Below are 14,004 nucleotides of genomic sequence, written 5' to 3' on the forward strand. Positions count from 1 at the left end.
TTAAACTTATTCTTACTTTTTGAAGATACCCAATTCTTTATTCTTATTTAAAACAGGCAATAAAATTAAAGAAAGTCCGCCAGCCAAAACAAGAAGCAAGGTTTGCGAAGCCCACACAATCCAACCAAAAGCCATGCTTGGCGATTCTGGGATAGCAAAAAGAGAAAAGGCAGCGTATACCGCTATAGGGTACGAACCTATACCTCCATTGGTAGCAGCAATGCTAAAAGTAGCAGAAATAAACCCTATTAAAACAGCTCCGAAAGAAATGCCATGTAATTCAGTTAATGAAAAAGTAGTTAAATAAAACATGGCAATATACATGCTCCAAATAAAAAGCGTATGCGCAATAAATGCCCATTTCTTCTTCATTTTAAAAATACTTAAAACACCTTCTAAAAGTCCTAGAAGGAACTTTTTAATTTTTAAAGCAAAAGACGTTTTACTGATTTTAATATACTTATACCCTACAAAGGCAAAAAGCGCCAAAATAACAAGACCTACTATAATGACTAAGGGGTTGAATTTTTGAACAAAAAACTGATAAATAAAATCGAATTGGATAAAAAGTGTTATTCCAATAATTCCAAGCATCACAATTAAATCGGCCACGCGTTCTGACACGATGGTTCCAAAACCTTTTTCAAACGGAACACCTTCATAAGTTGTTAAAATAGATGCTCTAGCCACTTCTCCTGCTCTTGGAATGGTGTAATTTATTAAATAAGCAGAAAAAACAGCCATAACGCTATTGCCAAAAGAAATTTTGTAACCTAAAGGCTCTAATTGAAAGCGCCACCTGTAGGCTCTAGATAAATGGCTTAACAAACCACAAAGCACCCCTAAAAATATCCAAGCATAATTGGCATTTTTAACGTATTCAAATAGTTCACTAAGGGGTACTTTGGATAAAGAATAACCTATTAAAAAAACTCCCAAAAAAATTGGGAGTAAGAGTTTTAGGTATTTCTTTAATGTTTTATTCAACTTATATCAGTCTGTTGGTGGCTTCATCAGGAAACACCAAAGCAGGTTTAAATACTTTAGCTTCTTCGAAATCCATAAACGCGTAGGTCATTAAGATTAGCGTATCACCAACGGCCACTTTTCTAGCGGCAGCACCATTCAGTGTGATTTCACCACTGTTTCTTGGACCAGGAATAACGTATGTTTCTAAACGCTCTCCATTGTCGTTATTTACAATCTGAACTTTTTCACCTTGAATAATATTGGCAGCATCCATTAAATCCTCATCGATAGTAATACTACCAATGTAATTTAATTCTGCACCTGTGCATTTTACTCTGTGAATTTTAGATTTTACAACTTGTACTTGCATGTGGCAAAGATAATTAATTAAGTGCTATATTGTCTATTAAGCGAATATCGTCTGCATAAACAGCAACAAACGCACGATATGATTTGTTTTTATTTTTTCTTTTAACGGCTTTCAAGGTTTCTGCATCTGCAATAATAAAGTATTCCAAAGTTAAATACTTGTGCTTAGCAAATTCATTTTCAACCCATTCCGTAACACTCTTAGCACTTTTTGTGCCAAATTTAATTTTAGCAGCTTTTAATGTTTTATAAATAAACGGGGCAGCATCTTTATAATCTTCCTTTAAACGCACATTTCTAGAACTCATGGCTAGACCATTTGCTTCTCTATAAATATCGCATCCAACAATTTGAACAGGAATATTATGTTTTTCAACTAGCTTTTTTATGATCATTAATTGCTGATAGTCCTTTTCTCCAAAGTAAGCCATATCTGGCGTAACAATTTCGAACAAACGTTTAACTATGGTTCCAACACCGTCAAAATGTCCTGCTCTAAATCTACCTTCCATTTCAAACTCCAATCCGTCGAAATTGAAAACTTGTGCTACAGCATTTCCATCATAAATATCATCTACGGTTGGGGCATAAACAAGAATATCTTTAGAAATGCTTTCCAATAATGCCACATCCTTCTCTAAAGTTCTTGGATATTTTTTAAGATCATCCTTATTATCAAACTGTGTAGGATTAACAAAAATACTAACTACTACTACCTGATTATCCCTTAAAGCTTCTTTCACCAAAAACAAATGTCCTTCGTGTAGTGCTCCCATGGTTGGGACAAAGCCAACAGACAAATCTTGTGTTTTAATTTGCTGAATGGCATTTTGAATTTGGGTCTTTTCTGAAAAAATCTTCACCTTATAAATTATTAACGGGTGCAAACTTAATATTTTACAGCGAATCTGCATAAATTTTTGTATTTTTGCATGATTTTATTTTGAATTACCCAAAAGAGTTAGATTTATGAAAGATAAGAGGATATTATACGTATCATCTGAAGTTGTACCCTATTTACCAGAAACCGAAATTTCTTCAATGTCCTTTGAGGCGCCTAGAATGGTGAACCAACAAGGTGGGCAAATAAGGATTTTTATGCCAAGATACGGGAATATTAATGAAAGAAGACACCAATTGCATGAGGTAATCAGACTCTCAGGAATTAATTTGGTTATTAACGATTTAGACATGCCTTTAATTATTAAGGTGGCGTCTATTCCAAAGGAACGTATTCAGGTTTATTTTATTGACAACGACGAATATTTTAAAAGAAAGGCCACTTTAACCGATGAGGATGGTGATCTTTTTCCAGATAACGACGAAAGAGCTATTTTCTTTGCGAAAGGCGTGATAGAAACCGTTAAAAAATTGAATTGGGCTCCAGATGTTATTCATGTACATGGTTGGTTGGCATCATTATTGCCGGTTTATCTAAAACAGTTTTATAAAGACGAACCTTTATTTAACGAAAGCAAGATAGTTACATCTATTTACAGTCAAAGTTTTGATGGCACGTTAAACAAAGATTTAATTAACAAAGTTAAGTTTGATAATATCGAAGATGCCTTTGTTAAAGATTTAAAAGAGCCAACATATAGCAACTTAATGAAAATTGCAATCGATCATTCAGATGCGTTAATTGTAGGTTCGGAAGAAATTCCAGAAGAATTAATAAAACATTTAAAAGATTCTAAAAAGCCTGTACTAGACTACAAACCAAAAGATGAGTTTGCAGAAGCTTATACAGACTTTTACAACACGAAAGTTTTAGGTTAGACCCAATTATTCGATATTATATTTTATGAAAAAAGTCATTAAAGTTTCAAAATTTATTAGCATTTTATCTCTCATCGGGATTGCTTTTATTGCTTGCGATAACGATTATAGTTCCTTAGAAAGCGACATTCAAGGATCAGAGAATTTTGAAACCAATAGCGATAAATTTGCTGTAGTTGCTTATAATAAAAGAGTAAAACCTTTACAGAGCAACAACTACCCTTCAAACTTTTTAGGTATTTATTCAGACCCTATTTATGGTAATACAACGCATGAAATTTTAACTCAAATAGTACCTGGTAGTGGATATTACAACCCAGATTTTGGCACCAATCCAGAGTTTGCCGATGCGTATTTAACCATTCCTTATTACTCAACTAAAATTGGGTCTTCAGGAGATGAGTCGGAATATAAATTGGATTCTGTTTATGGAAAAAACAATCCTATAAAATTAACTATATATAGATCTAAGTATTTCCTTAGAGATTATAACGCCGCAACTGAGGACACTGATCCACAGTTGTATTATTCTAATAATAGCGAGTTTGGAGCAGATAGCAATTTAGGCGATACTTTATATCATAATCCAGCTTTTGTACCTAGTGAGCTTGAACACATCCTTTACGAACAAGATGAAGACGGAGAATATACTGTGGAAACCAATAGAATTGCTCCAAGTTTACACGTCAGACTTTCAAATCCTGGAGGTTCCTTCTGGAAAAACTTATTATTAGACAAGCAAGGAAGTCCTGTTCTTAGTAACGCTAATAACTTTAAAGATTATTTTAGAGGCTTATATTTTAAAATAGAACCTCAAGACGGGAGTAACGTTGGAAGTGCTTTTATGCTAAACTTTAATAGTTCTGCAGCAAACCTAACGGTGTATTATAACAAAATCGTAGATGGAGCTCTAGTTAGAAACAACAAATTTGTAATGAACTTTAAAGCTAACAGAGCTAGCACCACGTCATTAGATCCTATAGCTGTTTCATTATTAAACAATGCTAATGATAATGCCGACTTGGTAAATGGCGACCAATCTCTTTATTTAAAAGGTGGTGAAGGTGCAGTAGCAGTTGTAGAGTTATTTAAAGACCCAATTGTTTTAGAAGAATTCAACTTACTTTATAAAGATGCTAATGGAAAACCTAGCCGATTAATTAACGAGGCTAATTTGGTTTTTTATGTTGACCAGAATCAAACCAATAACATAAAAGAACAACAACCAAACCGAGTAATACTTTACGATTTAAAAAACAATATTCCTATTGTAGATTATTTTTACGATACCACTACAAACACAACGAACCCGATGAGTTCTAAACAAAACTTCTCATCTCCTTTAGAAAGAGATGCTACTGGAAAAGGTGTTAGGTATAAAATAAAAATGACTGAACATTTAAATAGCATTCTATTAAGAGATTCAACTAATTTCAAGTTAGGGTTGTATCTTACAAATAATATTAATGAGATAAATAATTCTTATATTTTAAATGATAATACCTTAGAAGGTATTCCTGTTGGAACCGCATTATCTCCAAAAGGAACTGTTTTGCATGGTAGCAATTTAAATGTCCCTGAAAACAAAAGAGTTCAATTAGAAATTTATTACACTCAACCAGATAATTAATAAACTATGTGTGGAATTGTAGGATATATTGGCCAAAGAGAGGCCTTCCCAATCATTATTGAAGGTTTAAGAAGACTAGAATATCGTGGATATGATAGCGCAGGAGTTGCTTTATTTGACGGAAACGATCTAAATGTTTGCAAGACCAAAGGCAAAGTTGCCGATCTTGAAGCTAAGGTTGGTACTAGCATGTCATCTAAAGGAAATATTGGAATTGGGCATACACGTTGGGCAACACATGGTGTACCAAACGATGTTAATGCACATCCGCACTACTCTAACTCGGGTGATTTAGTAATTATCCATAACGGGATTATTGAAAATTACGAATCTCTTAGAACCGAGTTAACCACCAGAGGTTATACCTTCCAATCAGATACAGACACAGAAGTTCTTATAAATTTAATTGAAGACGTTAAAACTAAAGGAAACCTTAAGTTAGGTAAAGCTGTTCAAGTAGCCTTAAACCAAGTAATTGGTGCTTATGCGATAGCTGTTTTCGATAAAACCAAACCAGACGAAATTGTCATTGCCCGATTAGGTAGCCCATTAGCCGTTGGTGTTGGAGAAAATGAATTCTTTATTGCAAGTGATGCCTCACCGTTTTTAGAATACACTAAAAATGCCATTTATTTAGAAGATGAAGAAATGGCCATTATTAGACTTAAAAAGGGCATAAAAATTAGAAAAATAAAAGACGATTCAATTGTAGAACCATACATTCAGGAACTACAAATGAATTTGGAACAGATAGAAAAAGGTGGTTACGACCATTTTATGCTTAAAGAAATTTATGAGCAACCTAACGCTATAAAAGATACTTACCGAGGAAGACTTCTTGTTCAGGATGGTCTTATTAGAATGGCGGGTATTGACGATAATATCGAAAAGTTTTTAAACGCTAATCGCATTATAGTGGTTGCTTGTGGTACTTCTTGGCATGCAGGATTGGTAGCCGAGTATATTTTTGAAGACATTGCAAGAATTCCTGTAGAAGTAGAATACGCTTCAGAATTCCGATATAGAAACCCAGTTATTACCAATAAAGATGTGGTGATTGCTATTTCACAGTCTGGTGAAACAGCTGATACTTTAGCAGCTATAAAATTAGCAAAAGCCAATGGTGCCTTTGTATTTGGAGTTTGTAATGTTGTTGGTTCGTCTATTGCTAGAGAAACTCATGCTGGTGCCTACACACATGCAGGGCCTGAGATTGGTGTAGCATCTACCAAAGCATTTACTACACAAATAACTGTTTTAACCCTAATAGCTTTAAAATTAGCCAAATTAAAAGGTGAACTTTCAGCTCCAGAATTCAGATCTCATTTACAAGAATTAGAACTAATTCCTGAGAAAGTACAAAAAGCTTTAGAATCTGAAGACCATATTAAAATGATTGCCAACAAATACAAAGAAGCTAAAAACTGTTTGTATTTAGGTAGAGGATATAACTTCCCAGTAGCCTTAGAAGGCGCTCTTAAATTAAAGGAAATCTCCTATATTCATGCCGAAGGCTATCCAGCTGCCGAAATGAAGCACGGGCCAATTGCTTTGATTGACGAAAATATGCCTGTCATTGTTATTGCCCCTAAAAAAGGACACTACGAGAAAATAGTGAGCAATATTGAGGAAATAAAAGCTAGAAAAGGAAAAATTATTGCTATTGTAACTGAAGGAGACACGGATGTTAGAAGATTAGCAGATTACGTCATTGAAATTCCGGAAACATTAGAGTCTTTATCCCCTTTATTAACTACTATACCATTGCAGTTACTATCCTATCACATTGCTGTGTTATTGGATAAGAATGTGGATCAGCCTAGAAATCTAGCTAAATCTGTAACTGTAGAATAAGCGTTAGAAATAACTCAATATAAGAAAATGGAAGGCCTAAAACCTTCCATTTTTTATTTGTTTCAACCTAGATTTTACACATTTAAATAACTATTCTCAAGCCATAAATGATGTTAAAAAAAACCAAAAGTTAAAAAATATTTCCTTCAATTCGTAGTCATTTAAGTAATATTAGCCTAGCAAAAACAACTTTGATATAAATTTTAATTTTATAAAAATGCCCCTATCACACCTGTTTACCTTACATTCAAAATATTCAAAAATTAAGGATGATTTTGTTAAAAATGCTATGCACGCATACATTTCCTCAATATTTTCTTAAAGTTTTCATAATATTATTTATATTGCCTACTAATAAATAACTAAATCAATTAATAATTAACTAAAACTATAAAATGAAATCAATCCTTTCACTTTTATTGTTGTTTTTTTGTGGATTAACCTATTCACAAACAACAATTTCAGGAACTGTTACTGACGATAACAGTCAACCAATTCCTGGAGCCAACGTTATTATTTTAGGAACATCGACCGGTACCGTTACCGATTTCGATGGAAACTACGTATTAACAGCAAATCAGGAGCTTCCTTTTACTCTACAAGTAAGTAGCGTAGGGTTTAGCACCGCCAACCAAACGATTACATCTAACAATCAAACTGTTAATTTTGAATTGAAAGAAGGAACCTCATTGGACGAAGTAGTTATCTCTGCTTCAAGAACTCCAGAGAGAATCTTCGAATCGCCAGTAACCGTAGAGCGTTTTGGTTTAAAAGAGCTTAAAAGCACTGCATCTGCCGATTTTTACAATGGTTTAGAAAATTTAAAAGGTGTAGATATTAACACCAATAGTTTAACATTTAACTCAATAAATACAAGAGGTTTTGCCTCTTTCGCCAACACACGTTTTATGCAATTGGTTGATGGGATGGATAACTCTACTCCTGCTTTAAACTTCCCAATAGGAAACTTGGTAGGGATGATTGAAACGGATGTACAAAGTGTTGAGTTACTTCCTGGAGCGGCTTCAGCATTATACGGAGCAAACGCCTTTAACGGGATTCTTTTTATGACAAGTAAAAACCCTTTCGATGTTCAAGGTATTAGCGGATATTACAAACGCGGAATTACTTCTCAAGATGCTGCTGGAGACAACACTTATAGAGATCTTGGTCTTAGATTAGCTCATAAATTCAGTGATAAATTTGCAGCTAAAGTTAACTTTGGATGGTTAAAAGGAACCGATTGGTATGCTACAAACTACCAAGGAAAGCCTGGAACTGGAAATAGTAGAGCAAGTATCAACTACGATGGGTACAACGTATATGGTGATGAGGTTGCTACAAACATACGTGCTGCTTCTGGTGGACTAGGTATTATTCCAGATGTGGTTGTAAGTAGAACAGGATATGAAGAAAGAGATTTAACAGATTACAATGCAGAAAGCATAAAAGCTGACTGGGGATTATACTACCGTCCATGGGCAAACGATTTTGAAGTAGCTTATGTAGGTAAAGTTGGTACAGGATCTACTATTTATCAAGGATCGAACCGTTATAACATTGAAAACTTCTTTCAAGAACAACATAAATTAGAGTTAAAAAATGACAATTTCTTTTTAAGAGGTTATATCGTTGCTGATAAAGCGGGTGATTCTTATGATATGACTGTTACTGGAATTCAAATTAACAGAGCTTGGAAAAGTGACCAACAGTGGTTTCAAGAATACATTCAAACCTTTGCTGGAGCAACTTTAGGAGGTGCCACAGAAGATGAGGCACACGCTTTAGCGAGACAAGTTGCAGAAACTGGTAGATTTGAACCAGGATCACCACAATTTCTAGCTGCTAAAAACAAAAGTATCAACGACCCACAATTGGTAACGGGATCTAAATTCCAAGATGCTTCTAAATATTACCATGCTGATGCTAACTATAACTTCAGTCACCTTTGGGATGTTGTAGAAGTTCAAGCAGGTGGATCATACAGACGTTACGATTTAAACTCATCTGGAACTATCTACACTGATTTTGACGGATCAATTCCTTATTCTGAATTTGGAATTTATACACAATTACAAAAACAATTTGACCTAAGCGAAGGCTTAGAATTGAAATTAACAGGTTCTGCACGTTACGATAAATCAGAATTTTATGATGGTTTCGTATCTCCAAGAATTTCAGCTGGTTTAACAGTTAACAGAAACCACAATATTAGAGCTTCAGTTCAAACTGGATTTAGAAACCCAACCACTCAAGATTTATTTATAGGACTTGATGCTGGACCATACGTATTAGTTGGTTCTGCTCCTGATAACTTAGATAGATATACTAGAGACTATAGTATTAGTGCTGCAGGTCAAATAGGTTTCGGACAGCCAGCAACTATCACCCAAACAGGTGGAGCTGCTTATAGCAACTCATACTCACGTAAATCTGTTGAAAAATTTGCTGCATCTTCTAATCCTGCCGATTTAGTTGTTGGAAATCCAGATATTGTTCAACCAGAACAAGTAACCTCTATGGAAGTTGGATATAGAGGAAAATTAGACATAGTAACTGTTGATTTAAGTGTGTACTACAACAAATACAAAGACTTCATTGCTAATGAATACGTTGTTGCTCCTTTATACGGAGTAGCTGGTGACAATGGCTTATCACTTGGAGCTTTAGCTAATGGCGATTACCAAGTTTATCAAGCATATACTAACTCGGATGTAGCTGTACAATCATTTGGTGCTGCTATTGGACTAGGATTGAAAGTTTTTAATGGCTTCGACTTAGATGGTAGTTATACTTATGCTAAAGAAGATTTTGATCAAGATACAAATCCTGATTTCAGAACTGGATTTAACACGCCTGAGCACAAAGTAAAAGTTTCATTTGGACATACAGAATTAGTTAAAAACCTAGGATTTAACGTAGCTTGGAAATGGAGTGATAATTACACTTGGCAAGCTTCATTCGGAGACGGTGAAATTCCTGCTTTCCACTCTATGGATGCACAAATTAACTATACCATTCCAAAACTTAAATCGGTATTTAAAGTAGGGGCTTCTAATGTTTTAGGTGAAGAATACTTTACTGCTATTGGTACCGGTAACATTGGATCTATTTATTACGTATCATGGACAATTAACAACTTATAAAAACATGAAAAAATATCATATGAAAACAAAATATATCTGGTTACTTGCTGTGCTTATGGGCTTTACAGCATGTAACAACGACGATGATTCGTCCTCAACAGCAGACCAAAACTTACCAAGCCTAGTTGGAGGAGAAGTTGATTTCTCTAACTATGTTGCAGTAGGAGCATCTTTTTCTGCAGGATATACGGACAACGCCCTATTTATTGCTGGACAAGAAAATTCGTTCCCAAACATTCTAGCAAAGAAATTTGAATTGTTAGGTGGAGGAAGTTTTAACCAACCTTTAATGAACGATAATATTGGAGGTTTTGTGATGGGATCGACTGTAGTTGTTAATCCTAGATTATATTTTAATGGTTCTGGACCTGCTCAACTTCCAGCCACACCAACTACACAAATTACAGATCATTTAACAGGATCTTTTAACAACTATGGTATTCCAGGTTTAAAAAGTTTCCATTTAAATTACCCAGGATATGGTGTTGCAAACCCTTATTTCGGACGTATGGCTTCAAGTGCTGGTGCAACTGTTTTAGCCGATGCTGTGGCTCAAAACCCAACCTTCTTTACATTATCTGAAATAGGAGGTAACGACGTTTTAGCGTATGCTCTTTCTGGTGGAACTGGGGTTGACCAAACTGGTAATTTTGACCCTACAACTTATGGCGGATCTGATATTACAGACCCGAACGTATTTGCTGCATCATTCTCTGCAACAGTAGACGCTTTAGTAGGACCAACAGAACCTAAAGCTAAAGGTGTGGTAGCAAATGTACCATACATTACTAGTTTAGCACATTTTACTACGGTTCCACATAACCCGCTAGATCCTACAAATCCAAGTTTTGGACCTCAAATTCCAATGCTAAATTCTATTTTTGGAGCTTTAAATCAAATTTATGACGCTTTAGGAGAACCTAATCGTAAAATTGTTTTCTCTGAAACAGAAGCAAGCGCAGTAGTTGTTAAAGATGAATACTTAACAGATATATCCGCTCAAATTAAAGCTGCTTTAATGGCAAGTCCTACCTTTCCAGATTTTATTGGACAATTTGGATTACCTCCTGCAGCAGCTCCTTTAGTTGCTAATTTATTAGGAGACACTTATGGTCAAACAAGACAAGCAACAGAAGCTGATTTATTTGTATTACCAAGCAGCAATGTTATAGGTACTGTTAATATGGCTAATGTTGGTGTTTTAATGGGTCAAGGTATCCCACAACAATTAGCAGGACAATTCTCTATAGAAGGAATTACTCATCCATTAGAAGATAAATGGGTGTTATTACCACAAGAACAAACAGCTATTAAAAACGCAACAGATGCTTACAACACAACTATTGAAGCTGTTGCTAGTGCCAACGGACTTGCTTTAGTTGATTTTAAAAGTATTTTAATTCAAGCAGCTACTACAGGTTACCATTCAGGAAACTATATCTTAACTACAGATTTAGTAACAGGTGGTCTAGCTAGTTTAGATGGTGTACATTTAACTGCTAGAGGTTATGCTATTATGGCTAACGAAATGATGAAAGCTATAGATGCCACATACGGATCTAACTTTGAAGCTTCAGGAAATTTTGTTAATCCAGGAAGCTATCCTACAAACTACCCTCCTAGCTTACAATAATATAAGTAATTAAGTTTTTAAAAACGCCTTCAATCCCTATTCTGGATGGAAGGCGTTTTTTGTATATAAAAAAGGCAAAAAAATAGCTGTGGTTTTTAAATTAAAACTCCTATATTTGCAGCGCGAAAAAACGCTTATATCCAACCAGATATAATCTGCGATTTTTCATATGAAACATATAGGAAATAAATAAACATAATAGTAATGTCAAAAGTTACAGGTAAAGTTGCACAAGTAGTAGGTCCGGTTATCGATGTAGAATTCGGTGCTGGCACTGAACTTCCAAAGATTTACGATTCATTAGAAATTAGAAGAACTGATGGTTCTGTTTTAGTATTAGAGGTACAATCCCACATTGGAGAAGACACCGTACGTACTATTGCTATGGACTCATCTGACGGTTTAAGCCGAGGTACAGAGGTTCACGCTACTGGAGCGCCAATACAAATGCCAATAGGCGAAGATGTATATGGTCGTTTATTTAATGTTATTGGTGATGCCATTGATGGTCTTGGAAACTTACCTAAAGCTGGTGAAGCAGGTTTACCAATTCACAGACAAGCACCTAAATTTGAAGACTTATCAACTTCAACAGAAGTTTTATTTACTGGTATTAAAGTAATCGATTTAATTGAGCCTTATGCAAAAGGAGGTAAAATTGGATTATTTGGTGGTGCTGGTGTAGGTAAAACTGTATTAATTCAGGAGTTGATTAACAATATTGCTAAAGGTCACGGTGGTCTTTCAGTTTTCGCAGGAGTTGGTGAAAGAACTCGTGAAGGAAACGATTTACTACGTGAGATGTTAGAATCAGGAATTATCCGTTACGGTGATGATTTCATGAAGTCTATGGAAGAAGGCGGATGGGATTTATCTAAAGTTGATAAATCACTTATGAAAGATTCTAAAGCAACTTTCGTATTCGGACAAATGAACGAACCTCCTGGAGCACGTGCACGTGTTGCCCTATCTGGATTAACTATTGCTGAGTATTTCCGTGATGGTGCTGGAGAAGGACAAGGAAAAGACGTACTTTTCTTCGTAGATAATATTTTCCGTTTTACTCAAGCTGGTTCTGAGGTATCCGCATTATTAGGTCGTATGCCTTCTGCGGTAGGTTACCAACCAACCTTAGCTACTGAAATGGGTGCGATGCAAGAGCGTATTACATCAACAAAAAGAGGATCTATTACATCTGTACAAGCGGTTTACGTACCTGCAGATGATTTAACTGACCCGGCTCCTGCAACTACGTTTGCCCACTTAGATGCTACAACCGTATTATCTCGTAAAATTGCAGAGTTAGGTATTTATCCTGCGGTAGATCCATTAGATTCTACTTCAAGAATTTTAACAGCTGAGATTTTAGGTGATGAGCACTATGCTTGTGCACAAAGAGTAAAAGAGTTATTACAACGTTATAAAGAATTACAAGATATTATTGCCATTCTTGGAATGGAAGAATTATCTGAAGAAGATAAAATGGCTGTTGGTAGAGCAAGACGTGTACAACGTTTCTTATCTCAACCATTCCACGTAGCAGAACAATTTACTGGTATCCCAGGAGTTTTAGTTGACATTAAAGAAACTATTAAAGGATTTAACATGATTATGGATGGTAAATTAGATCACCTTCCAGAAGCAGCGTTTAACCTTAAAGGTTCTATTGAAGAAGCTATTGAAGCTGGAGAGAAAATGCTTGCAGAAGCATAACAACGTTTCGAGTTTCACATTGAAACTTATAACTTATAACTAAAAGAATATGTTTTTAGAAATTGTATCACCAGAAGCCACCTTATTTAGTAACGAAGTTGATTCGGTTGTTGTTCCTGGAATAAATGGCGAGTTTGAAATGCTAAAAAATCACGCGCCTGTTGTTTCTCTTTTAGAAAAAGGTACTATCAGAATTCATACACATACACAAAGTCATTTAGTGTTTGATGAATTGCCTGCAGAAATAGTTCCTCATAGAGACAACGATAAATTGTTGGTTTTAAACATCGAATCGGGAACTATAGAAATGAAAGATAATAAAGTAATTATCTTAGTTGAATAGCTTTTCTAAAACATTCAAGATTTCATAAATAAAAAAGAGACTGTCTAAAAAGGCAGTCTCTTTTGTTTTATAAGATGTTTACTTTAATCTTTTTCCAAAGTTTCAATAGCAACCAAGCAAAAATACAAGCCGCACCAGTCAGCATTAAGGCTTGGGTATATTCGCCATAAATAAAGTAACCAGTAGCAAACATAACACTGTAAATTAAAGCCGAACCTACCAACATAGCTAGTATACCCGAAGGTACGCTCCAACCCTCTTTATTGTCCTCTAATTCCTCGTTATCCTCACGAGCTTCCTTGACAATCTTTTCCCATCCTGGACCACCTGGTTGAATTTTCTTATAGAAATTACGTAAAACACCGGCACTTTCTGCTTGCGTTAAAAAAGTAACTGCTAACCAAGCTATGGTAGTTACTAACACCACCGTTGGAAATTTTGCCCAAGCAGGAAGCAGTCCTTCCCCCCCAAAAAAGTATGTCCCCAATTCAGTAAAGTTTAATAAGATAGAAACCACTCCTGATACAAACATGGCTGATATTTCACTCCAAGCATTAATACGCCACCA

General features: G+C 35.2%; 10 protein-coding genes and 1 pseudogene. 7 read left to right on the top strand and 4 right to left on the bottom strand.

The window, feature by feature from the left end; all coding sequences use genetic code 11:
* Window positions 1-12: 12 nt before the first annotated feature.
* Genes VKY41_RS03565 through panC form a run of 3 tightly spaced genes read right to left on the bottom strand, consistent with a single transcriptional unit; the run spans window position 13 to window position 2,201 of the window.
* Window positions 13-987 carry a lysylphosphatidylglycerol synthase transmembrane domain-containing protein gene (locus VKY41_RS03565; protein WP_500813064.1) on the bottom strand — a complete coding sequence of 325 codons (975 nt, stop codon included), beginning with the start codon at window positions 985-987 and terminating at the stop codon, window positions 13-15.
* A 1-nt stretch (window position 988) separates the two neighbouring features.
* Window positions 989-1,339 carry an aspartate 1-decarboxylase gene (panD, locus tag VKY41_RS03570; protein ID WP_500813065.1) on the bottom strand — a complete coding sequence of 117 codons (351 nt, stop codon included), beginning with the start codon at window positions 1,337-1,339 and terminating at the stop codon, window positions 989-991.
* Between the two features lie 13 nt (window positions 1,340-1,352).
* Window positions 1,353-2,201, bottom strand: coding sequence for a pantoate--beta-alanine ligase (panC, locus tag VKY41_RS03575; protein ID WP_500813066.1), 849 nt, complete (start codon window positions 2,199-2,201; stop codon window positions 1,353-1,355).
* Window positions 2,202-2,307: 106 nt separating this feature from the next.
* Here panC and VKY41_RS03580 point away from each other — a divergent pair, with 106 nt between their 5' ends.
* The 7 genes from VKY41_RS03580 to VKY41_RS03610 all read left to right on the top strand — a co-directional run bounded on the left by VKY41_RS03580 (window position 2,308) and on the right by VKY41_RS03610 (window position 13,436).
* Complete coding sequence (locus VKY41_RS03580) at window positions 2,308-3,117, top strand: glycogen/starch synthase (protein ID WP_500813067.1); 810 nt, start codon at window positions 2,308-2,310, stop codon at window positions 3,115-3,117.
* A gap of 25 nt (window positions 3,118-3,142) precedes the next feature.
* Window positions 3,143-4,747, top strand: a complete 1,605-nt coding sequence (gene bamH, locus VKY41_RS03585) for a BamH family beta-barrel-assembly machinery protein (protein WP_500813068.1) — start codon at window positions 3,143-3,145, stop codon at window positions 4,745-4,747.
* A gap of 6 nt (window positions 4,748-4,753) precedes the next feature.
* Window positions 4,754-6,601: a glutamine--fructose-6-phosphate transaminase (isomerizing) gene (gene glmS / locus VKY41_RS03590; RefSeq protein ID WP_500813069.1), complete on the top strand. Its 1,848-nt coding sequence runs from the start codon at window positions 4,754-4,756 to the stop codon at window positions 6,599-6,601.
* Window positions 6,602-6,996: 395 nt separating this feature from the next.
* Entirely contained in the window at window positions 6,997-9,747 is a 2,751-nt protein-coding gene (locus VKY41_RS03595) for a TonB-dependent receptor (protein WP_500813070.1), read from the top strand.
* Between the two features lie 19 nt (window positions 9,748-9,766).
* Window positions 9,767-11,380: a G-D-S-L family lipolytic protein gene (locus VKY41_RS03600; protein ID WP_500813073.1), complete on the top strand. Its 1,614-nt coding sequence runs from the start codon at window positions 9,767-9,769 to the stop codon at window positions 11,378-11,380.
* A gap of 204 nt (window positions 11,381-11,584) precedes the next feature.
* Window positions 11,585-13,093, top strand: a complete 1,509-nt coding sequence (gene atpD / locus VKY41_RS03605) for a F0F1 ATP synthase subunit beta (protein WP_500813071.1) — start codon at window positions 11,585-11,587, stop codon at window positions 13,091-13,093.
* A 49-nt stretch (window positions 13,094-13,142) separates the two neighbouring features.
* Window positions 13,143-13,436 (top strand): F0F1 ATP synthase subunit delta/epsilon, encoded by a 294-nt coding sequence (locus VKY41_RS03610; protein WP_500813072.1) that lies wholly within the window; start codon window positions 13,143-13,145, stop codon window positions 13,434-13,436.
* A gap of 67 nt (window positions 13,437-13,503) precedes the next feature.
* Here VKY41_RS03610 and VKY41_RS03615 read toward each other — a convergent pair.
* Window positions 13,504-14,004 (bottom strand): annotated as a pseudogene (locus VKY41_RS03615) (Na+:solute symporter); the annotation flags it as partial.

Source organism: Xanthomarina sp. (assembly GCF_035306605.1).
Lineage (GTDB): Bacteria > Bacteroidota > Bacteroidia > Flavobacteriales > Flavobacteriaceae > Xanthomarina.